General features: G+C 66.2%; 24 protein-coding genes. 11 read left to right on the top strand and 13 right to left on the bottom strand.

What is annotated here, in order from left to right:
• Nucleotides 1–52 precede the first annotated feature (52 nt).
• The gene (locus PGN37_RS05520) at nt 53–1,336 is read left to right on the top strand and encodes a spinster family MFS transporter (protein WP_335330013.1); all 1,284 of its coding nucleotides are present in this window, start codon (nt 53–55) and stop codon (nt 1,334–1,336) included.
• A gap of 9 nt (nt 1,337–1,345) precedes the next feature.
• Here the strand turns inward: PGN37_RS05520 and PGN37_RS05525 are convergent, their stop codons facing one another.
• Genes PGN37_RS05525 through PGN37_RS05535 form a run of 3 tightly spaced genes read right to left on the bottom strand, consistent with a single transcriptional unit; the run spans nt 1,346 to nt 3,108 of the window.
• Nucleotides 1,346–1,897, bottom strand: coding sequence for a YaeQ family protein (locus PGN37_RS05525; protein ID WP_335330014.1), 552 nt, complete (start codon nt 1,895–1,897; stop codon nt 1,346–1,348).
• 36 nt (nt 1,898–1,933) lie between these two features.
• Nucleotides 1,934–2,773 (bottom strand): SDR family NAD(P)-dependent oxidoreductase, encoded by an 840-nt coding sequence (locus tag PGN37_RS05530; protein WP_335330015.1) that lies wholly within the window; start codon nt 2,771–2,773, stop codon nt 1,934–1,936.
• On the bottom strand, nt 2,770–3,108 hold the full coding sequence (locus PGN37_RS05535) for a nuclear transport factor 2 family protein (protein WP_335330016.1): 339 nt from the start codon (nt 3,106–3,108) through the stop codon (nt 2,770–2,772). The genes PGN37_RS05530 and PGN37_RS05535 overlap by 4 nt, the downstream gene beginning before the upstream one ends.
• A gap of 128 nt (nt 3,109–3,236) precedes the next feature.
• Here PGN37_RS05535 and PGN37_RS05540 point away from each other — a divergent pair, with 128 nt between their 5' ends.
• Together PGN37_RS05540 and PGN37_RS05545 are read left to right on the top strand one after the other, a co-directional pair.
• The gene (locus PGN37_RS05540) at nt 3,237–4,046 is read left to right on the top strand and encodes a MerR family transcriptional regulator (protein WP_335330017.1); all 810 of its coding nucleotides are present in this window, start codon (nt 3,237–3,239) and stop codon (nt 4,044–4,046) included.
• A gap of 43 nt (nt 4,047–4,089) precedes the next feature.
• Nucleotides 4,090–4,920 carry an acyl-CoA thioesterase domain-containing protein gene (locus PGN37_RS05545; RefSeq protein ID WP_335330018.1) on the top strand — a complete coding sequence of 277 codons (831 nt, stop codon included), beginning with the start codon at nt 4,090–4,092 and terminating at the stop codon, nt 4,918–4,920.
• Nucleotides 4,921–4,933: 13 nt separating this feature from the next.
• Here the strand turns inward: PGN37_RS05545 and PGN37_RS05550 are convergent, their stop codons facing one another.
• Complete coding sequence (locus tag PGN37_RS05550; RefSeq protein ID WP_335330019.1) at nt 4,934–6,046, bottom strand: YdcF family protein; 1,113 nt, start codon at nt 6,044–6,046, stop codon at nt 4,934–4,936.
• 208 nt (nt 6,047–6,254) lie between these two features.
• On the opposite strand from PGN37_RS05550, the gene PGN37_RS05555 reads away from it, so the two are divergent.
• The 3 genes from PGN37_RS05555 (at nt 6,255) to hchA (ending at nt 7,923) form a co-directional block, all read left to right on the top strand.
• Nucleotides 6,255–6,587, top strand: coding sequence for an ArsR/SmtB family transcription factor (locus PGN37_RS05555; RefSeq protein ID WP_335330094.1), 333 nt, complete (start codon nt 6,255–6,257; stop codon nt 6,585–6,587).
• A complete protein-coding gene (locus tag PGN37_RS05560; RefSeq protein ID WP_335330020.1) occupies nt 6,584–6,970 on the top strand; it encodes a VOC family protein in 387 nt (128 codons plus the stop codon). The genes PGN37_RS05555 and PGN37_RS05560 overlap by 4 nt, the downstream gene beginning before the upstream one ends.
• Nucleotides 6,971–7,041: 71 nt before the next feature.
• Nucleotides 7,042–7,923, top strand: a complete 882-nt coding sequence (gene hchA, locus PGN37_RS05565; protein ID WP_335330021.1) for a glyoxalase III HchA — start codon at nt 7,042–7,044, stop codon at nt 7,921–7,923.
• On the opposite strand, the gene PGN37_RS05570 is transcribed toward hchA, so the two are convergent.
• Nucleotides 7,920–9,644, bottom strand: a complete 1,725-nt coding sequence (locus PGN37_RS05570) for a sulfatase-like hydrolase/transferase (protein ID WP_335330022.1) — start codon at nt 9,642–9,644, stop codon at nt 7,920–7,922. The genes hchA and PGN37_RS05570 overlap by 4 nt on opposite strands.
• A gap of 129 nt (nt 9,645–9,773) precedes the next feature.
• Here PGN37_RS05570 and PGN37_RS05575 point away from each other — a divergent pair, with 129 nt between their 5' ends.
• Nucleotides 9,774–10,397: a TetR/AcrR family transcriptional regulator gene (locus PGN37_RS05575; protein WP_335330023.1), complete on the top strand. Its 624-nt coding sequence runs from the start codon at nt 9,774–9,776 to the stop codon at nt 10,395–10,397.
• Nucleotides 10,398–10,438: 41 nt separating this feature from the next.
• On the opposite strand, the gene PGN37_RS05580 is transcribed toward PGN37_RS05575, so the two are convergent.
• Nucleotides 10,439–11,380 carry an AraC family transcriptional regulator gene (locus tag PGN37_RS05580; RefSeq protein ID WP_335330024.1) on the bottom strand — a complete coding sequence of 314 codons (942 nt, stop codon included), beginning with the start codon at nt 11,378–11,380 and terminating at the stop codon, nt 10,439–10,441.
• A gap of 82 nt (nt 11,381–11,462) precedes the next feature.
• On the opposite strand from PGN37_RS05580, the gene PGN37_RS05585 reads away from it, so the two are divergent.
• Nucleotides 11,463–12,299, top strand: coding sequence for an NAD(P)H-binding protein (locus PGN37_RS05585; RefSeq protein ID WP_335330025.1), 837 nt, complete (start codon nt 11,463–11,465; stop codon nt 12,297–12,299).
• Nucleotides 12,296–12,712, top strand: coding sequence for a pyridoxamine 5'-phosphate oxidase family protein (locus PGN37_RS05590; protein ID WP_335330026.1), 417 nt, complete (start codon nt 12,296–12,298; stop codon nt 12,710–12,712). Before PGN37_RS05585 ends, PGN37_RS05590 begins: the two co-directional genes overlap by 4 nt.
• Before the next feature lie 9 nt (nt 12,713–12,721).
• On the opposite strand, the gene PGN37_RS05595 is transcribed toward PGN37_RS05590, so the two are convergent.
• Nucleotides 12,722–13,702 (bottom strand): NAD(P)H-dependent flavin oxidoreductase, encoded by a 981-nt coding sequence (locus PGN37_RS05595; protein ID WP_335330027.1) that lies wholly within the window; start codon nt 13,700–13,702, stop codon nt 12,722–12,724.
• 14 nt (nt 13,703–13,716) lie between these two features.
• Nucleotides 13,717–14,319, bottom strand: coding sequence for a PadR family transcriptional regulator (locus PGN37_RS05600; RefSeq protein ID WP_335330028.1), 603 nt, complete (start codon nt 14,317–14,319; stop codon nt 13,717–13,719).
• A 122-nt stretch (nt 14,320–14,441) separates the two neighbouring features.
• Between PGN37_RS05600 and PGN37_RS05605 the strand changes: the two genes are divergently transcribed.
• Nucleotides 14,442–15,494, top strand: a complete 1,053-nt coding sequence (locus tag PGN37_RS05605) for a LuxR C-terminal-related transcriptional regulator (RefSeq protein ID WP_335330029.1) — start codon at nt 14,442–14,444, stop codon at nt 15,492–15,494.
• On the opposite strand, the gene PGN37_RS05610 is transcribed toward PGN37_RS05605, so the two are convergent.
• Genes PGN37_RS05610 through PGN37_RS05630 form a run of 5 tightly spaced genes read right to left on the bottom strand, consistent with a single transcriptional unit; the run spans nt 15,473 to nt 20,051 of the window.
• Entirely contained in the window at nt 15,473–15,700 is a 228-nt protein-coding gene (locus tag PGN37_RS05610; RefSeq protein WP_335330030.1) for a ferredoxin, read from the bottom strand. The two genes, PGN37_RS05605 and PGN37_RS05610, sit on opposite strands and share 22 nt — an antisense overlap.
• Nucleotides 15,697–17,052, bottom strand: a complete 1,356-nt coding sequence (locus PGN37_RS05615; protein WP_335330031.1) for a cytochrome P450 — start codon at nt 17,050–17,052, stop codon at nt 15,697–15,699. The genes PGN37_RS05610 and PGN37_RS05615 overlap by 4 nt, the downstream gene beginning before the upstream one ends.
• Nucleotides 17,053–17,062: 10 nt before the next feature.
• Complete coding sequence (locus PGN37_RS05620; protein WP_335330032.1) at nt 17,063–18,571, bottom strand: aldehyde dehydrogenase family protein; 1,509 nt, start codon at nt 18,569–18,571, stop codon at nt 17,063–17,065.
• Nucleotides 18,572–18,589: 18 nt separating this feature from the next.
• Nucleotides 18,590–19,648, bottom strand: coding sequence for an alcohol dehydrogenase catalytic domain-containing protein (locus PGN37_RS05625; RefSeq protein WP_335330033.1), 1,059 nt, complete (start codon nt 19,646–19,648; stop codon nt 18,590–18,592).
• Nucleotides 19,641–20,051: an SCP2 sterol-binding domain-containing protein gene (locus PGN37_RS05630; RefSeq protein WP_335330034.1), complete on the bottom strand. Its 411-nt coding sequence runs from the start codon at nt 20,049–20,051 to the stop codon at nt 19,641–19,643. Before PGN37_RS05630 ends, PGN37_RS05625 begins: the two co-directional genes overlap by 8 nt.
• A 250-nt stretch (nt 20,052–20,301) precedes the next feature.
• Here PGN37_RS05630 and arr point away from each other — a divergent pair, with 250 nt between their 5' ends.
• Entirely contained in the window at nt 20,302–20,733 is a 432-nt protein-coding gene (gene arr, locus PGN37_RS05635) for an NAD(+)--rifampin ADP-ribosyltransferase (protein WP_442932852.1), read from the top strand.
• Nucleotides 20,734–20,741 lie beyond the last annotated feature (8 nt).

The raw sequence follows: 20,741 nt of genomic DNA on the forward strand, positions 1-20,741 counted from the left end.
CCGGCCGAACTGTGTCTGCCAAGCTGCTCGGTAGCGACCACCGAGGAGAACGATGACGACGCCACAGGACACCGCGCCGCCCACCGAGGCCGCGCATTCGCCGATGCGTGCGTGGACCGCGGTCGTGGTGCTCGCCCTCGTCGGCACCCTGAACTATGTCGACCGATTCCTGCCTGGCGTTCTGGCCGAGCCGATCAAGCGGGATCTCGCGTTGTCCGACACGGCCATCGGTGTCATCAACGGATTCGGATTCCTCATCGTCTATGCCGTGGTGGGGATCCTGATCGCGCGCATCGCCGACCGCGGCGCGTTCGGCGCGGTGATCGCAGGCTGCCTGACGTTGTGGGGCTCGATGACCATGCTCGGTGGGGCGGTCCAGTCCGGCTTCCAGCTCGCGCTGACCCGTGTCGGTGTGGCCGTCGGCGAGGCGGGTAGCACCCCGGCCGCGCACGCCTACGTGGCGCGCAACTTCGTCGCGAATAAACGGTCGGCGCCGCTGGCTGTCACCACCATGGCGATTCCGCTGGCGAGTGCCGCCAGTCTGCTCGGCGGCGGGCTGCTAGCTGAAAGCTTGGGTTGGCGAGGCGCTTTCGTGACGATGGGGGCCATCAGCGTGATCCTGGCGCCGGTGGTGCTGTGGGTTGTCGGGGTCCGGCAGAGCCTACCGACTCCGCCCCCGCGGACGGCCGAGGCGACGGTGAACTGGTGGGACCTCCTGCGTAAGCGAAGCTTTCTGGCGATGGTGGCCGGCACCGCGTTGGTGTCCGCGGCGGGCTATTCGCTGACGACCTTCGCGCCCGCTTTCCTGATGCGTACCCGGGGGATGTCGCTGGGCGAGGTCGGCATCGAGTACGGCCTCGTCACGGGGCTTCTCGGGATTCTGGGATTACTCGTCGTGGGCCGGATCGCTGATCGGTTGGCGGCCCGCGACCCGCGCTGGTTGCTCTGGATCGTGGTGATTCTGATCGCGGCGCTGTTGCCGGCGTCTGTGCTGGCCTTCGTCGTCGAGAACCGTACGTGGTGCGTCTGGCTCTTGGCACTGTCCTACGTCATCGGCATCGCCTATCTGGCGCCGTCGATCGCGGCGATCCAGCGTCTGGTTCTTCCCGAACAGCGCGCGACGGCCTCGGCGGTGTTCTTGTTCTTCAATGCGACGCTGGGCGCGGTCGGCCCGTTCCTGACCGGCGTGGTCAGCGACGCTCTGACCGGTGCGTTGGGCACGCAGGCACTGGGCCGTGCCTTGCTGATCCTGGTGCCGACCCTTCAGGTGGTGGCGATCGCCTGCTACGCGGTTGCCGCCCGGCGTTATCGGCGCGACGTCATCCCGGAACCGTGAGCGCCACCGTCACATCAGCGGGTCGGGCGTGAAGGTGACGTCCACTCCGCCCACGGTCATCGTCACCTGCCCTTCGATCACCACCATCTGAGCGGTGACGCGTCGATCGACGGTCTGAGCCAGCTGCTGCACGGGCGGGTGCGGTATTTGTACGACCGAAAGATTCTGCAGTCCAGCCACTTTCGGCCCGACGGTGCGCCACCAGGTGGGGACGCTGGCGGCGAACGGGAACAGCAGCACCTGCTCAGTCTGGCTGGCCGCCTTGCTCAACACACGTTCGTCGGGTTGGCCCACAGTGATCCACTCCAGCGTTCGCCCCGTGTAGTCGGCGAGCCGCACGTCGGGCACGCCGGGGGTGGACAGGCCCGGCCCGAACGTCAACTCGGCGTCGACGTCACTGAGCCGGTGCGCGCGTAGCCCGAACGCCAGCAGCCGCACCACCATCCGCTCATCGGTCTCACTGGGATGACGGGCGACGGTCAGGCTGTGATCGGCGTAGTAGCCGTGATCGACATCGGAGACGCCCAGGTCGATTTTGAACACCGTTGCAGAAAGGGCCACGCCACAGTGTCCACCCTTGAGGTGCTCCTCGTGCAATCAGTCCGGGAAGTCCGCACTGCGCGAGAGCGTCTCGTTGGCGCGGATGTCGGCGAGGGCACTCTCGAGTGTGTCGACGACGGCGTCGTAGCCGCTGTTGCCGAGGATCAGTCGCCGGGGTGGGGAGTCCTGGGCCATCGCCGCGATGACGGCGCGGGCGCCGCGGTGGGGGTCGCCGGGCTGGGTGCCGTCCATGTCGACGAACGTGGCGCGCACCTGCTCGAGCATGTCGTGGTACTCGGGGATCGGCTCGGCGACGGGCTCGTCGGCGAAGCCGGCGTAGGCGTTGGTGCGAAACGCTCCGGGTTCGACGGCCAGCACCGAGATGCCCTGTGCGGCGACTTCGTCCCGTAGCGTCTCGGTGACGGCTTCGATCGCGAATTTCGTTGCGCTGTAATAGCCGAAGCCGGGCGCGGCGACGAGGCCGGCTACCGAGGAGACGTTGACGATCCAGCCGTCGCCCCGGGCGCGCATGCCGGGGAGTGCGGCGCGCGTCACGGAGAGCACCCCGAAGAAGTTCAGCTCGAACATCGACCGCAGCGTCGATTCGTCCATTCCCTCGATCGATCCGTACCAGCCGCGCCCAGCGTTGTTGACCAGGATGTCGATGCCACCGAAGTGTTCCTCGGCCGAGTGCACGGCCTGGCGCACCTGTGCAGGATCGGTGACGTCCATGGCCACCACGAGAACCCGGTCGCCGTAGGCGCCGGCCCACGCCGTGAGTTCCTGCGGCCGCCGAGAGGTGAGTACGACGCGGTCGCCGGCCTCCAGTGCGGTCTCGGCGTAGGCGACGCCGAAGCCGCCAGGGGTTCCGCCGGTGATGAACCATCGCCTGCTCATGGCTCGATCACCACCCGGCTGATCTTCGCGCCCTCGAGGGTGAACCGGTAGTGCAGGTCGGCGACACTGCCGGGGAAATCACCCTCCAGGTGCTGGGTGAGGTCGACGGCTGTATCGGTGGCGGTCGCGCCGGTCAGCTCAGCGGTGTAGGTGTACTCACTGGCGGCGGTGGCCACCCATGCTCCGATGTCCTGGTGCCCTGTGTGGTCGTGGCCCTCGTCGGTGACCACAGCGTCGGCGGTCAGCGTGGCGAGTACGCGGTCGACCTCTCGTGCGGCAAGTGAGGTCATGAACGTCGTGACGGTGTCGGGGAGCGCATCCCAATCTTTTCTCATGACCACACCGTCGGGCTTCCCCCAAGGGGAGAGTCAAGCACGGCGCCATGTGTTGACCTTCCCCTAGCGGCAAGCTGCACAATCGTCGTGACCGGTGATGCAGGCGCCGGCTCGCGGAGGAGGAACCCATGGGTGCGCAGGTGTCGATCGGTGACTTTTCGTTGATGACGAGTCTGAGCCGAAAAGCGCTGCGGCACTACCATGATCTCGGGATTCTCGAGCCGGCGCACATCGATTCGCACACCGGTTACCGCTTTTATGACACCAGTCAGGTCGATCACGCCCACATCATCCGGCGGTTCCGATCCCTGGGCATGTCGATCCCGGACATCAAGGCGCTGCTGAGCACAGAAGACGCCGCAGCCCGCACGGACATCATCACCACACATCTGGAACAGATGGAGCTGCAGCTACAGCAGACTCGCGACACGGTGGGTGCCTTGCGTGAATTGCTCGCTCCCGTCGATGTTCCCGCCGCTGTCGAGGTGCGTCACGAGCCGGCACTCGCAGTGTGGTCGGTGACCGCGACCATCGACATCGATGAGATCGACACCTGGTTCGTGGGGGCGCTGACACAGCTCGGTGCCGCATTGGCCGCCGCCGGTGTCCACTCCGCTGTCGCTCCTGGCGGCCTCTACGAGCGAGCGCTGTTCAGTGATTCCCGAGGCGAGGCGACGCTCTTCGTCCCTGCACCGCCATCGGGGGCGGCACCGCAGGCTGTCTCCGCCCGCATCCTCCCGGCGGAAGACTATGCCGTGCTGACCCATTCCGGCGACCACGAGGGCATCGACCGCAGCTACGCGGCTCTGGGGAAGTACGCCAACGAACAGCTGATCAGCGATCAAGGCCCGACGCGGGAGCATTACCTCGGTGGCTCGCTGGATCCCGCGCGATTCACCGCCACGGAGATCTGCTGGCCCATCTTCCGTACCAGCTGACTCCTACGAGATTCGCTGGCCGCGGGCGCTATCGTCTCAGGCGATGAGTATCCGGGCGTTCTTCGCGTTGCAGACCGACGACGCGGGTGGCGAGCTCTTCGCGCCCACCGACTGGGCGCGCGGGCCGTGGGGCGACACCATCAGCGGCAACTACCTCGGCGGTCTGCTCGGCCTCATCGGTGAACGTGACCTCGCGGGGCAGACGGCCGGGATGCGCCCCGCACGGTTGACGGTCGATCTGATGCGGCCCGCAGCGTTGGCGCCGGTGTCGGTGAGCACCGACGTCGTTCGGGCCGGGCGACGGCTGCTGCTCGCCGACGTCGTGATGACCCAGGACGGCAGGCCGATCGCCCGCGCCAGCCTGCTCTATCTGCGGTCCGGTGAGCAGCCGACCGCTCCGCGCTGGTCTGCCGATGTGGTCATGCCCCCGCTGCCGATCACGCCCGCAACGGTCTCCGACGACGCGCCGATGCTGATGTACTCCTACGGGCGGGACGATGCACGTCCCGGTGACGGCCTCGCGGCGTGGGCGCACAGCGGCCCCAAGTTCGTGTGGTTTCACGACATGCTGCCGATCGTCGATGCGCTGGACAAGACGCCGTTCGGGTCCGCGGCGATGGCGGGTGATGTCGCGAGCTCGATCACGGGTTTCGGCGAGGACGGGCTGCCGTTCATCAACGCCGATTACACGGTGTCGCTGAGCCGCTTACCCTCCGGTGCGTTCATCGGGCTCGCCGCGCTGACGCATCACAGTAGCGATGGGATTTCCACGGGCACAGCGCTTCTCGTCGACGAGCAGGGGCCGATCGGAACCGCGTCCGCCACGGCATTGGTCAATCCCGGGTTCAACCCGCCTGATCGTCCGCGCTCCTGAGCGTCGCGAGCAACTACTGCCGCAACAGTGGCGCGCTGCGGTAACTCCACATCCCTCTCGAGCTGAACGCGTCGCGATAGATCGAGAGGAGCTCATCGGGAGTCGCGGTGGCGAGCTCGGCCAGTGGTTTGTCTGCACTTCCGCTTCCTGCGAAGACGTAGTCCTTACCGAGAGTGTCGGCGGCGGCGAGCTGGAACACCGTCAGCGCGCGGCGGATGTGACTGGCGGAGCTGATGACGAGCGCATGCGTCGCGCGCAGTTGCGCCAACACCTCGACACCGTAGGAGGCGTTCTCGACCGTGGAGCGCGCGAAGTTCTCGTCGTGAATGCGCGCGGCCGCAACGCCGTTGTCCACCAGCCATTCCTTCATCGACTCGCCTTCGGTGCGTCCGGACTGCTCGACGCCGCCGGTGACGATGATGGGTGCGTTCGGCCAGCGTTGTGCGGCGGCCTTGGTCTGCTGGAGGCGATCGATCAAGATGTCGTCCATCGATCCGTCGTCCCGCAACGCATAGCCGAGCGTGACGATGCCGAGTCCCGGCTCCTGCAGCGCCGGCAGGGCATCGGTCAACGGGGTCGCGACCTTTTGGTCAATGGTGGCGAACATCGTCTGCAAGTGCTCTGCGCGTGCGGGATCCAGCGCACGAATCTGGTTCAGGTAGGTGTCGGCCTCGGCTTGCCTGCCGAGGAAGCGCGACCAGCCGGCCAGATAGGACTGTGCGTCAACATCATTGGGAGCCGTGTCGAGAGCCGTTCTGTAGAGCGCGATCGCCGCGTCGACGTCCTTGCGGGCGATCTGGGCCGAGGCCGCACTGAACAGCAGATCGTTTCGGTACGGCGCGAGGTCGTGTGCCTGCATCAGGCGCTCGGCGACGATCTGCATGTTGTCGACCGTCTTGTCGGTGTTGCCGGCCGACGACGTTCTCGCCGGCGAGTCGAAGGCGTCTTCGGCCTCGTCCAGCAGCTTCTCGACGCGATCGTGAGTGCTGCCATTCGCCGCGGGGCTCGACGGCGCCGGTGACGCTGCTGCCGGTTCGGCTCTGTCGTTGGTGCAGGCTGCACCACCGAGAGCCAGTGCGACGGCGACCGGGATGCTCAACGCCCGGCGCCTGTACGAGTGCGTCATCACATTCCCCCGTGATCGGCTGTGCTCACCAACGTACGTGCTGACGGAGTCAGCGAACATGCCTGATCAGGACAGATCAGGCGGGAGCGTGGATACCGGCGGGTGGGACATGCGCGAGCCAGTCCTCGAGTACGTCTCAACGCTGCCAGTGAGATGCGCTGGACGCCCCCTTGGAAAGCGCGTGGTTCTCGCCGCGCATGCCATTGACATGCAAGTGAATACTTGCCTAACGTCGTCGGGTGTGGGCGATGTCTTCAAGGCGTTGGCGGACCCCACACGCCGGGCGATTCTCGACGAGCTGACCGACCGGACCGGTCAGACGTTGTTCGAGATCTGTGCACGCCTGGCGTCCAAGCATGGCCTCGGCTCGTCACGGCAGGCGATCTCGCAGCACCTCGATGTTCTCGAGGCCGCGGGTCTGGTGAGCACTCGACGTGAGGGCCGCTTCAAGTTCCACGACATCGACACCACGCCATTGAAACCCATCGTGCAGCGGTGGCTGACGACGACGCAGGTCAACGACAGAGAGGAAACACCGTGAGGATCACGATGACGAGCGTGTTCGTCGACGACCAGGACAAGGCGCTGACGTTCTACACCGACGTGCTGGGCTTCCGGGCCAAGCATGACATCCCGATGGGCGAGCATCGCTGGATCACCGTGGTGTCCGCCGAAGATCCCACCGGCACCGAAATCGTCCTCGAACCCGATGCACACCCAGCGGTCAAACCCTTCAAGGAGGCGCTCGTCGCCGACGGCATCCCGTTCACCGCGTTCGCCGTCGATGATGTCCGCGCCGAGTGGGAACGGCTCCGTGCGCTCGAGGTCTACTTCACCCAGGAACCGACCAGCATGGGACCGGTGACCACAGCAGTGCTCGACGACACGTGCGGCAACCTCATCCAGATCCAGCAGATGACGTAGGGCTTCATCGCCCATTGCGATCGACGGCCACTTCCCGAACAGTTGACGTATCGACGAGGAAGGGACGACCGATGACCAATCACTCTGGAGACGCGAGCCACGACCCCCGCCCCGACGAAGCCGAAGACAACGCGTTCTTCCCCTCGCCGTACTCGCTGACTCAGTACGTTCCACCCCGGACCGACTTCGATGGGGTGAAGCACCAGGGCGCCTACACCGAGGGCCGCTGGAAGATCCTGACCATCGCCGCCGAGGAACGATATCTGCTCTGCAGGAACGGGAAGATGTTCTCCACTGGTAATCATCCCGTGGAAACGCTTCTGCCGCTTCATCACCTGATCGAGGCCGGTTTCGAGGTCGAGGTCGCCACGATCACCGGGTATCCGGCCAAGCTCGAGTTGTGGGCGATGCCGAGTGAGGATGAGACCGTTCGGCACGTTCACGAGACGCTCAAGCCGAAACTCAAGCAGCCGAAGAAGCTCTCAGATGTCCTCGCCGACGAGCTCGGCGACGATTCCCCCTATCTGGCGGTGTTCATACCCGGCGGGCACGGCGCGCTCCTCGGATTGCCGGAATCCGAGGAGGTCGCCAAGACCCTGGAGTGGGCGCTGGCTCACGACAAATCCATCGTCACTCTGTGTCACGGACCGGCCGCGTTGCTATCGGCGGGTCGAGATGGTCGCCAGTCGCCATTCGCGGGGTACTCCATGTGCGTGTTCCCCGATGCGCTCGACGAGGGAGCCAATGTCGAGATGGGTTACATCCCTGGTCATTTGCCGTGGCTCTTGGCGCAGGCACTGCAAGCGCAGGGCATCACAGTGCTCAACGATGACATGACCGGGCGGGTCCACCAGGATCGTCTGTTGCTCAGTGGCGACAGTCCGCTCGCGGCCAACAACCTCGGACTCCTCGCCGCCGACGTTTTGGTGAAGGCATTGACACCTCAGAGCTAGAGGTCCATGCGGTCGATCGTCCAGTCGATGTTGTCGAAGTCAGGCATCTCGCGGCCGTCGTCGACACCGATCTCGTGTGTGATGAGCGCTTCGAGCACAGCGCTCGACGCCATCACCAGCTCAGCGTTGTCGCCCTTCCGCGCAGCGAGATTCGTCATCTCCGCCGGATCAGACTGCAGGTCGAACAGCTCGACGTCGTTGAACCGGTAGAGCTCGTCGATGTCGCGCGGGAGGTTGCGCTGGGTCGGCGCGAAGTATCGGGTGAACTTGTAGCGCCCGTCGAACATGGTGCGTAGGCTGCCCCGCTTACCCAGGTCCGGCCGGTAGCCCGCCTGCGCCATCGCCTGCTTGGGATCCTGGTTCGCCGCTTTCGCGTCCGCGACGATCCTGATCACCTCGCTGTCGTTGGTCGCCAGTCCGCTGTAGGTGAACAGCACCGCGTCCCGCACCGAGTGCACGTCGGCGCTGCTCGGATCGCTCAGCACAGGGCTGAGATCCGACCCGGGGAGGTCACGGCCGGCGGCGTCGCCGACAGAACCGGCGGGCACGCCAGCGAAGGACAGCAGGCTCGGTGCCAGGTCGATGTGCCCCGTCAACGACGTGACCTTCTGTCCGCCAGCCACATCCGGATGCTTGATGTAGAGAGGCAGATGAATTGACTCTTGGTAGGCGAACGGCCCCTTACCGCGCAGCCCATGCGCGCCGCCCATCTCTCCGTGGTCGCTGGTGAACACGACGATGGTGTTGTCGGCGAGCATCAACGAGTCGAGTTCGTTCAGCAGCAGCTCGACCTGCTGGTCGACACTGCGAATGCTGTTGAGATAGAAATCAGAGAATCTGTGCCAGCGTTCCTGCTCGGGCGGGATGGTGCCGAGGGTGTACCCCCAGGCCTTCAGGTATTCACCGTGCGCGGCCGGTCGGCCCGCTTCGGTCATCGACTGCTCGAGGCTGCCGGGAAGATCGACATCCCAATGCTTTTCGTAGAGCTCGTTCTTCGGAGCGCGGGCCGCATGCAGCAACAGCCGTCCGTTGTCCTGGACCTGCTCACCGGGTGCGTCGGTGTTGAAGTACATGATGTCGTGCGGATTGACCAGGCTGACGAACAGAGCCCACGGCTTGTTCTCGTCGGCCAGTGAGCGGCCCCGATCGCGCAGCCAAGACACCACGCTCCCGCCGATCATGTTGTCGTAGGTGTACCCGCCGAGCGTGTGCGTCAGCACGTCACCCGGCCACACGTAGTCGGAAAACCCGTACGCCTCCATCTCTTTCGTGAAGAGGTGGTCTGGCTGCGCCGTCTCGAATGCGCTGTTGAGATGCCACTTGCCCTTGTAGGCCGTGTAGTAGCCGGCTGTGCGCAGCATGTCGCCGACGGTGGGGATGTCGGTACTCATGGATTTCACGTAGGGCAGGTCGACGTTCTCGAACATGCCGTTGTCCGGCGTCTGCAGACCGGTGAGGATCACCGAACGCGAGCTCGTGCACATGACGGCGGGGCAGTAGTGGTTGGTGAACTCGACTCCGTCGGCCTGCAGGCGCTCCCGGCCGGGCAAGGACATTCCGCTCGGCCACTGGGAGAAATGGCGCTCCTGGTCGGTGAAGACGAACACGATGTTGTGCTTGGACGCCGAGGGGAGCCCGGTTCGGCTCGGCGCGGGCGCGGGTGCGGATGGCGGTTGAGCAGAACACGCCGCGGCGGTCGCGGCGATGGAGAGGCCCGTCATCGCGAGAAACCTGCGGCGGGTTGGTGTCGAGAAGACATCGCCTGACATTGCATGAACCGTCCCATCGTTGATGTAGTGCTCCCTACAATAAGCAGTATTGCATGATCGTGGGACAGGAAGGACTTGTTCATGCCCACCAAACGGTCGAGTTCGGCCCCGCGCCGCACGCGCGCCAACGGTGACGCGTCGCGCCAGCGCATCCTGGATGCAGCGACTGCCGTCGCCACGGAGCGTGGGTATGACGCCACCAGCATCTCGGCGGTCAGTGAGCTCAGCGGTCTGCCTCCGACCTCGATCTACTGGCACTTCGCGGACAAGGACGATCTGATCGCCGCGGTGATCGACCGCAGCTTCGAACGGTGGTCGCACGCGTTGAATCTGCCGAACGAGGGGAGTGCCGGCGAGCGGGCGCGGCAGATCGGCTCGCAGGTCGCCAAGGCGCTGCAGGAGACCCCCGATTTCCTGCGGCTCGGCCTCAAACTGGCGCTGGATCGCCGGCCGAACGAATTGCGGGCGAAGAGCAACTATCTGCAGAGCAGGATCGCCGCTTTCGAACGTTTCGCCGATGTGATTCGAGCCGTGGCACCTGGGCTGGCTGCCGACAAGGTCGAACTGCTCACCACCTATTTGATCGCCGGCGCCGACGGTCTCTTCATCGCCAACGAGATCGACGAGAATTCAGAACGCTTCGTCGAGCTGTTCGAGCTGCATGCGAAGTTGGTGTTCGAGGCGGCAGCGGCCATGGCGCGCTGATCGCCCGCCGACAGCCACGCCGTTGTCGTCCGAGAGTCACGTCACCGTGGGGACGTCGAGCGCGCGGCGCGACGGAAATCGCGGGGATTGACACCTCGCACCCGTTTGAACGCCGCACTGAACGCGAACGGATCCGCATAGCCGACGGCGCGTCCCACCTGGGCGATGGACAGGTCCGGTTCGTCGCTCAACCTGTCCATCGCCAGAGCCATCCGCCATCGCGTCAGGTAGGTGAGCGGCGCTTCGCCCATCAACTCGCTGAAGCGCTTGGCCAACGTCGATCGGGACACCCCGATGCGTTCGGCCAGCATCGCCACCGTCCACGGCGCCGCGGGATCGTCGTGCAGCAGCCGCAGCGCGTCTCCGACCACGGGATCGCGCTGAGCCACCCACCAGGACGGCGGTTCACCGCCGGGTCGGTCGAACCACCCGCGGATGGTGCACACCAGCATCCAGTCCAGGAGCCGATCGAGCACAACCTGCTGTCCCGGCACGTCGACGGCGACCTCCTCGGCGAGATGATCCAGGACGGCGTCACCGGTTCCGCCCGCGCCGACGTGCACGACGACAGGTAACGCGTCGAGCAGTCGTCGGCTGATCTCGCCGCGCAGAGGGTAGGCGCCCACGATCAATGTCGTTGTCCCCGAGCAATGTCCAGGATCAGCCCAACCGAGGCGGTGTCGGGTTCCGCCCTGCTCCGGTGTCGCGCAGAATTCGCCGCAGGCCACCGGTTCGGCTGCCGTGTCGAGAGCATCGACGAATGTGAAGGTGTCCGGGCCGCGCACGATGACCGTCTCGTAGGAGTCGAGGCGTTGCGGCGGACCGTTCTCGGGGACGATCCATCCGCCGCCCCCGAGGACCGTGCACAGCGTCAGCGGTGCACCGTCGACGAAGTGCAGCGACCACGGCGGCGTCAGAAGGGAACTGCCGAACAGCGAGCCGTGCGCCCGTACGCCGCGGAACAGGTCACCGAACGCGTCCATAGTGCCGAGGCTAGACGATCGAACAGGTATCGCGGACTCCAACCCATGTACTCGTCCAAGAAACCCGGGTTGACTCGACGGTATGACTACTTCGACCACCCTTGTCATCGGCGCGAGCGGGAAGTCTGGACGACGGGTAGCCGCCCGACTCCGGCTCAGAGGTGTGCAGGTCCGCGCCGCGTCGCGACGCAGCGCAACTCCCTTCGACTGGGCTGCGCCGAGCGGTTGGAACGCGGTGCTGCACGACGTGACCGCGGCGTACATCGTCGCGCCGACGGTACCCGGCCCGGTCCACGACTTCGTGACACAGGCTGCGGCCGCAGGCGTGCAGCACGTCGTCCTGCTGTCCGGACGCGGTGCCGATGACTGGGGCGACTCGTCGTTCGGTCGTGACATGCGCGATGCCGAGGACGCGGTGCGCGCTAGCCGTCTGTCGTGGACCATAGTGCGGCCCAACAACTTCGCGCAGAATTTCGACGAGGAACTCTGGTACGCGCCACTTGTCGGCGGCGAATTGGCGCTGCCCGCAGGCGATATCGGCGAACCGTTCGTCGACCTCGACGACGTCGCGGATGTCGCCGCTGAAGTGCTGACCGACCCAGACAGGCACCGGGGCCGCGTGTACGAGCTGAGCGGTCCCCGCTCGATCACCTTCGCCGACGCCGTCGCGGCCATCTCGCGAGCCTCGGACCGGCCGCTGACCTATCGGAGAATCGACCCCGACGACTACGTCGACGTGCTGCTCGCCCAGGGTCTCGATCGCGGCGACGCCGAGCACGTCACCGCGATGTTCGCGCTGATGGGGCAAGGTCTGATCTCGGAGCCCACCGACGACGTCGCGGCGGTTCTCGGACGGCCCGCCCGGACTTTCGAGGACTATGTCCTTCGAGTGGCGGTCACAGGAGCGTGGACGCGATGAGCCGGCTGACGGACGACGATCTGCAGTTGCTGCGCCGCCCTCTCTACGGATTCCTGTCCACGGCGGAGGGTCCGCTGCCGCCACAGCCGCGACCGGTGTGGTTCGAGGTGACCGAGGCCAACGACATCCAGGTTTTCAGCGCACCCGATGCCGTCCGGGTTCGCAGATTACGACGGGACCCGCGCGTCTCGTTCGTCGTGACGGCACCGGTGGGCGAGCGCGAACGGTGGGTGTCGGTGACGGGAACAGCGAGGGTTGCCGACGACGGCGCTCGGGCCGTGCTCGAACGACTGGCCGCGCGTTACTGGGACCTCGACGACCCCACTCGCGCACATGATCTCGCGGAGATGCAGCGCCAACAGTGGGTGCGGATCGTCATCCACCCGGAGGCAGTCCATCGCGTCGCGATGTGACCCCCGGCGTCACACGCCGGCGAGTTCCTCGGCGAACAACCGGGCGCGAGCGGCGGCGTACTCCTCGCGCAACCGCGCGACCAGCTCGGCCGTGGAGACCACATCCCGGATGGGGCCGATCCCCTGGCCGGCGCCCCAGATGTCTTTCCACGCTTTGGCGTCGGTGTTCCCGCCGGAGCCGAAATCCATTGTCGACGGATCGGATTCGGGCAGGTTTTCCGGATCCAGCCCGGCCGCTTCGATGGAACCGCGCAGATAGTTGCCGTGCACACCGGTGAAGAGGTTCGAGTACACGATGTCACTGGCACCGCTGGTGGTGATCATCTGCTTGTAACCGTCCTCGGTGCGCGCCTCGGTCGTGGCCAGGAAGGCCGATCCGATGTAGGCGAGATCGGCGCCGGCGGCCTGGGCGGCAAGGATCGAGCGGCCGTGCCCGATGGCGCCGGACAGCAGCAGCGGCCCGTCGAACCACGCGCGGATCTCCTGCACGAGCGCGAACGGTGAGATGGTGCCGGCGTGCCCGCCCGCTCCCGCAGCCACAGCGATCAGGCCGTCGGCTCCCTTGTCGATGGCTTTGCGCGCGAACCTGTCGTTGATGACGTCGTGCAGCACGATGCCGCCGTAGGAGTGGATGGCGTCGTTGACGTCGGCGCGGGCACCCAGCGATGTGATGACGATGGGGACCTTGAAGTCGATGCACGCCTGCACGTCCTCGTCCAGACGTTCATTGGACTTGTGCACGATCTGGTTCACCGCGAACGGAGCCGTCACCGTGTCGGGATGCGTACGGCGCCGGCTGTCCAACGTGGTCGTGATCTGCTCCAGCCACTCGCGCACGAGCGAGGCCGGGCGAGCGTTGAGAGCGGGGAAGGATCCGACGACGCCGGCGCTGCACTGCGCGATCACCAACTCCGGTCCGGAGCAGAGGAACAGCGGGGCCGCGACGGCGGGCAGGGCGAGATTGTCGCGCAAGATTTCAGGAAGGGCCATGGGGGCAGTCACTTTCACTCGGTGTGATCGGTATGAATGGATGGCTGTTCGGAACGTCCAGGAGGCGGGGGAGCCAGTTCGTCTGCGGTCTCGGCGATTTCGCGCCAGAACGCGATGGAAGCCTTCTCGATCATCTGGCCCGCCCTCAACGTCGCCAGCGGATAGCCGATGCCGGGACGATCCTGGTAGCGGTGTTGAAGATCGGTGAAGTGGGCCAATCGGGCCTTGCGCTCCACGATCTGGTTCTCGGCCAGCTCTCGCACGCTCGCCGGATCGGCGAGTTCACCGAAATGAAGTTTGAGCAGCGCCTCGTCGTGGAGCTCGGAGGCCTGCGCGGTCCCGGGGTCGCGCAACCAATTTCGGAGGGAGTCAAGGCCTTCGGGGGTGATGCTGAAGAACTGGCGTCGCCGGCCGCCGTCTTCGGTCTCGGACTGCAACAACCCGCAGTCCTCCAGCCGGCGCGGTTCGCGGTACAGCGTGGCGTGCTGAAGAGGCCACAGATAGGCGATGGACTCGGCCACGTACTGCTTGAGCTGATACGAGGTGGTGGGGCCGCGCACCGCGATGACACCGAGCACCACGTAGGAGAGGTGGCTGAGCCGGGAGCCGTCGGACATGGTCTCGACCGTATCATTGATACGGTCTACGTGGCAGCATTGAACGAGTCGTTTATTCTTGTGCGGTGCCTCACACCGGTGGCGCGAACAGGGACGGGTCGCATGCTCGGCGTGATGACCGGATGAGCGCTGTGCGTGATGGGTTGCGACGTCTGATCGACGCCGACCAGACACGGCCGAGCGCGGTGTCATCGCGAGAGGGCCGAGCGGTGCTCGCAGAGTCCTGGTCGACGCTGGCGGACGCACTCGCCGGTGACGCAGAAGCGGCCGCCGTGCTTGCGGCGCTGCGCATGCTCGCCGACCGGGAGGCTGAATTCGCACGTGCGCGCGACAGGACGCGCGGGCTCGGTGATGCACTCGCGCGACTGGACGCCGCACCGTGCACGGTCGACGACCTGATGGAGTTGGCACCGCAACTGGTCACCCGGCTCGGTTTCGACCGGGCCATCTTCTCCCGCATCGTCGACGGGGTGTGGGTGTCGCAGTCGGTCTATGTCCCTGACGACCCCGACTGGGCCGCGGAGATCAACAGGGTGGGACAGGAGCAGCCGCAGCCGCTGGTGCGCGGACTGTTCGAGACGGAGATCGTGCGGCGTCGAGAGGCCCGAGTGGTGACCGACGTTCAGCACGACGCCCGGGTGCACCGCCCGATCGCCGATGCGTCGCGCAGCAATTCCTACGTCGCTGCGCCGGTGGTGGCCGGTGACCGTGTTGTCGCGCTTCTCCATGCCGATCGGTACCGACAGCACCGCGAGACCGACGATGCCGACTGCGAGGTGCTGACTGCTTACGCCAACGGGTTGTCGCTCGCGTTCAGTCGTGCACGTGCCGCCGAGCGCTTGGAAGCCGTGGGCGTGGCGTTGCAGTTGGCGTCGCGTGACTGCACCGACGCTGCGGCCGGCATCGGCGACTACACGCTGGGCACGAGCACCGGTGAGCGCGGGCCGGCGATGCCGGTGCGCCCCGGGCAGCGCTCGGTGCGCGGCCTGCTCACCTCTCGGGAAGCCGAGATCCTCGAGCACATGGCCAACGGCCGAACCAACGCCGCCATCGCCGCCAAGCTCTTCATCGCCGAAGGCACTGTGAAACAACACGTCAAGCACATCCTGCGCAAGCTCGGCGCCGAGAACCGTGTCGAAGCCGTCTCGATGCTCTATCGCGGAGACGACGCCTGATCACTCACCCTCTCGACCGACAGCGACTGGGTGGGGCAACTTCGCACCGCTTCCTCCACCTGCTCAAGATGTGAGTCGCCGACACCCGCGTCGAGCACGCGCGCATGCCCGTCGTCACCTACCTCGAGGGTGCCCGGTGCGAGCGCCTCGCACAATCCGATCCCCGAACAGCGCGCTGTGTCGACGGATACTCGCCATCCGCTCATGCGGGTGCGCCCGCGTCGAAGGGCATGCTGAGCACGCCGCGAATGAAGTTGGTGCGCACCAGTTCCGGATCACCCGTGGTGAAGTTCGGCGCCTGGAGATGGATCTCGCGGAACAGTGAGCGCAGCATGACCTTGGCGAGCTGACTGCCCAGGCAGTAGTGGATTCCGCCCCCGCCGAACGCCATGTGTGGATTGGGCGCACGATTCAGATCGAAGGTGGTCGGATCGGCGAACACCGCCTCGTCGCGATTCCCGGAGGCGTACATCATGACGACCTTGTCACCCGGCAGGATCTGCTGGCCACCCAACTCGTAGGGCGCGACGCAGGTCCGACGGAAGTTCTGCACCACCGAACCCCAGCGCAGGAACTCCTCCACTGCCACAGAGATCCGCTCGTCGAAGTCCGCCCACAGCCATTCACGCTGATCCGGAAAGTCGTTGAGCGCCTTGGCTGCCAGGCTGGACGTGTGCCGTGTGGTGTCGTTGGCGGCGACCGAGAACAGCACCATGGTGGCGCCGATCTCGAAGTCGGACAGCTTCTGTCCGTCCACCTCGGCACTCACCAACGCCGACAGCAGGTCCTCGCGCGGGTTCGAGCGACGCTCGTCGATGAGTTCCTGGGTCATGTCGTGGATGCGCAGCGCCGCCTCGATCTGGACCTCGGCGGGATCACGTCCGGCCAGCAGCACCGGATCGGCCCACGCTTGCGTCTCGTCGGCGGCGTGCACCACGTCGGCGCGCAACTCTTCGGGGAACCCGAACATGTCCCCGAACATCTCGGTCGGCAGGTGCCTGGCGATGTCGGTCACGAAGTCCACCGCCTCACCGGCCCGGCTCCTGTCCACCGCCGCGGCGACGATGCGCTGCGCCCGAGACGCGATGTCGCCCTCGATGCGCCGGATCTGGCGCGGCGTGAACACCGAACTCACCAGCCGCCGGATCTTGTGGTGTTGCGGATTGTCCATGGCCAGGAACGACATCGCCATCTCCAGGAACACCGGCGGCAGCATGTCGAACATGACGCCGTACCGCGACACGAAAACATCACTGTTCTGGCTTATTTCGACGATGTCGGCATGCCTCACCACTGCCCAGTAGCCGGGGTCGTCGGGGTCGGGGGAGACCGCGGTCTCGATGGGTGGCTGCCAGCTCACCGGTCGGTCGGCCCGTAGCTCGGCGAAGATCGGCTCGCGCTCGGGAAGATCGAGGTCCCAGAAGGCGTCGGTGGAGACGTTGAGGGGATCGTAGACGCGGGTCGCCGCGACGTCGTTGGTCGGTGGAACGTCGACCGTGTCGTCGTCATCGTCGAACGACAGGTCGGCACTGAACAGTTCGTCGTCCATGGTGGTCATCGGGGGGTCCTCATTCGTCGGCGTGGCTGAGCAGGATGTCGTAGGGCTTGCTGTCCCGGCCCCCGGACAGATCCAGGTGCACGGCCTTCGCCTCGGTGTAGGCGTCGAGAGCATCGGGGCCGAGTTCGCGGCCGACGCCGCTCTGCTTGAACCCACCGAAGGGCACCTGGCAGTTGATCTGATGGGCGTCGTTGATCCACACACTTCCGCAGTCGATGCGGGCGGCCAGTTCGAGGGCACGGAAATTGTCGGAGCTCCAGATGCTCGCGGCCAGGCCGTATTCCGAGTCGTTGGCGATGCGGACCGCGTCGTCGTCGTCGCGGTAGGGGATCACGGCCAGCACTGGGCCGAACACTTCCTCCCGCGCGATGCGCATGTCGTTGCGCACGCCGGTGAGGATGGTCGGGGTCACCCAGAACCCCGGCTCGTCCAGTGCCTCGCCGCCGAGCGCCACTTCCGCTCCCTCGTCGACCGCACCGCGGATGTGGTCCAGGATCCGGGCCTGTTGACGGGCGTTGATCACCGGACCCATGTCGGTGTCCCAGTCGCGGGTCGGCCCCTGCACGATGGTGGCGGCTCGGGTGACGAGCCGCTCGACGAAGTCGTCGTGCAGATCAGCCGGAACCAGTGCACGCGTGCCGGATTCGCATATCTGCCCGGAGTAGACGAAGCATCCGTAGAGAACTCCGTCGACCGCGAGATCGAGATCGGCGTCGTCGAGGACGATCGATGGTCCCTTGCCGCCGAGTTCCAGCGTGACCTCCTTGACGGTGCCCGAGGCCAGTCGCATGATCTCCCGCCCCACGGCCGTGGATCCGGTGAACGCGATCTTGCCGACGTCGGGATGGCTGGCGAGCCGGGCGCCGACCTCGGGTCCGTCGCCGGTGACGACGTTCAGCACGCCGGGTGGGAGACCGTTGGCCTCGGCGATACGGGCGAACTCGAGGATCGACAGCGGTGTGTGCTCGTCGGGTTTGACCACCACGCTGTTGCCGGCGGCCAGCGCTGGACCGACCTTCCACAGGGTCAGCAGCAGCGGGAAGTTCCAGGGCGCGATAGCGCCGACCACGCCGATGGGCTCCCGGTGCACGACCGCCTGGCCCAGAGCCGGGAACGTCGTGATGGGCGCGGGGCGTTGCCAGGCGTAGGTCTCCGCCAAGTCCGCGAAGTAGGCGAAATGCGCGAGGGCGTATCCGACGTGGAACCCGGTGGCTTGACGCACCGTCGCACCGTTCGCGGACATCTCCAGTTCCACGAGTTCGTCGGCGATCTCGTTGGCTGCGGCCACGATCCGGCGCATCACAGCAGCACGCTCCTGCGGTGTGCGATGGCGCCACACACCGGCGTCGAATGCGGCGCGGGCTGCGGCGACGGCGGCATCGACGTGACCGGCATCGCCGTGCGCGACCGTCGCCACGGTGGCGCCGGTACTGGGATCGACGATCTCCCGACGCCGTTCCGTGTCGACCGGAGATCCGCCGATCAGCATCGAATAATGCTTCATGTCAACGCTTGTCATGTCAGGTCCTCTGTCATGTCAGGTCCTCGGATCCAGCACGATCTTGGTGGCCTCGCGGGCTTCGAACATGCGATACGCCTCGACCGCGTCCGACAGGCCCATCTGATGGGAGATGATGACGCCGGGCCGCAGCTTTCCGGCGCTGGTCAACGCGATCACCTCGTCCATGTACTCGGTGATGTGCGAGACGCCCATCTGCACCGTCACACCTTTGAGGTACAGCTCGCCGAAGGGCAGCGTGATCGCATCCTCGTTGTAGACGCCGGGGATGGACAGGGTGCCGCCCGCGCGTACCAGTGCGATCGACGACAGGAGCGCTGACTCGTGGCCGACCGCGTCGACGACGACGTCAGCGCCGCGCCAATCGGTGAGGTCGAGTACCGCGTCGGCCGGATCATCGTGCGTCGCGTCCACGGCGATGGCTCCGAGGTTCGCGGCCTCCTTCAGGCGGGCGGCGACTCTGTCGACGACGATCACCTGCGCGGCGCCCAGCACGTCGGCCGCCATCGCCGCGCACAGCCCCACCGGGCCGGCACCCACCACCGCGACGGTGTCGCCGGGGGTGATCGCCCGAGCCACCGCCTCGTAGCCGGTGGTCATGATGTCGCCGGCGAACAGGATGTCGTCGTCGGAGGCGGTGCCGGTGTCTGGAATGAGGCGCGCGGTGCTGTCGGCGTTGGGGACCACGACGTACTCGGCTTGACCGCCTTGCAGGTCGCCCAGGGCGAGTCCGAGGCCGAAGATGCGGGCGCCGGCGCAGTTACCGGGTTGGTGGCGGCGGCACTGATGGCATGCACCGCAACTGACCACGCACGAACTGACCACCCTGTCGCCGTCGGTGAACCTGCCGACCGCCGAACCGGTGTCGACCACGGTGCCCAGGAACTCGTGACCCAGCACGACGTCGGCTTCCAGTTCCAGTCGACCTTCGTAGGGGTGCAGGTCGGTTCCGCAGATCGCGGTCCGCTCGACGCGAACCAGAATGTCTGTGGGAGAGGTGATCTCGGGAATCGCGACCTCGGCGACCTCGACACGATGCGGAGCGCGCAGCACCGCCGCGCGCATGGTGTCAGGCATGGGTGCCGGCCTGTGCGTCCTTGGCGGCGACCTTCTCGCGGTACATCGGGAACAGCGGCTTGGTCAGCGGCACGAGCTTGAGGATCTTGTTGACCGGCCCCTTGGCCTTGACCTGACCCTTGGCCAATCCGATCGCCAGGTTGTAGTCGCCGCGCCAGAACTGATCGGCGGTGTCGCCGCGCATCAGCAGCGTGACGTCGGCCTTCTCGTCGGTGGGTCCCGCGATCACCGAGCTGTCGTCGCGGAAGACCATCGTCATCTCGCAGTCGGGATCGGTGTAGATGACCCGCATGACCAGGTTGGCTCCCTTGAGCTTGGGTCCGGACTCGGGATGGTCGAACGCGTCGCGGAAGACGCCCCCGATGTAGGTGTCGAGTTCGGCGGCATCGGCGAAAAAGCCCATGGTGACGCTCCAATGTCGGTGTTGTGATGGCCGTCACTCATGCAAGCACCGACAGAGCTGCGGGGTCAGCCGTCGTTGGTGAGCTGTTCGTACCCCTTTGGGGGTATGCGTCCTAGGCGACAAGGCTGCTGACCGCCACTGCGGTGCGTGCCGATCGCGTCTCCCACTCCAGGTTAAGCGGGGGTACGGGGCTTGTGGCAAGACCCCGGTCGTGCGGCATGCTGACCCGGCCCCGTACCCCACCGCAAGGATGTCGCCTGTGTCTCGACCGCTCGTCGACGGCCCGTTCTTCCACGGCACGATCGCTGATCTGACGGTCGGTGATCTGCTCACCGCGGGCCGGCCGTCGAATTACCGTCCCGAGATCGTGATGAACCACATCTATTTCACGGCTCGGGTCGACGGTGCCGGACTGGCGGCGGAGATCGCTGCGGAACTCGCCGGCGGCACTTCCGTGCCCCGGGTCTATGAGGTCGAGCCGACGGGGGCGTTCGAGGACGACCCGAATGTGACCGACAAGAAGTTCCCCGGGAACCCGACCCGCTCCTACCGCAGCACCGCCCCGCTGCGGGTGATCGCCGAGGTGACCGAGTGGCAGCGGTTGACACCGGAGCAGCTGCAGACGTGGCGGGAGCGGCTGTCGGTCCTGCTCTCCGATGACGGCGGTCAGATCATCAACTGAGTGCCGCG

The organism is Mycobacterium kyogaense (assembly GCF_036946525.1).
Taxonomy (GTDB): domain Bacteria; phylum Actinomycetota; class Actinomycetes; order Mycobacteriales; family Mycobacteriaceae; genus Mycobacterium; species Mycobacterium kyogaense_A.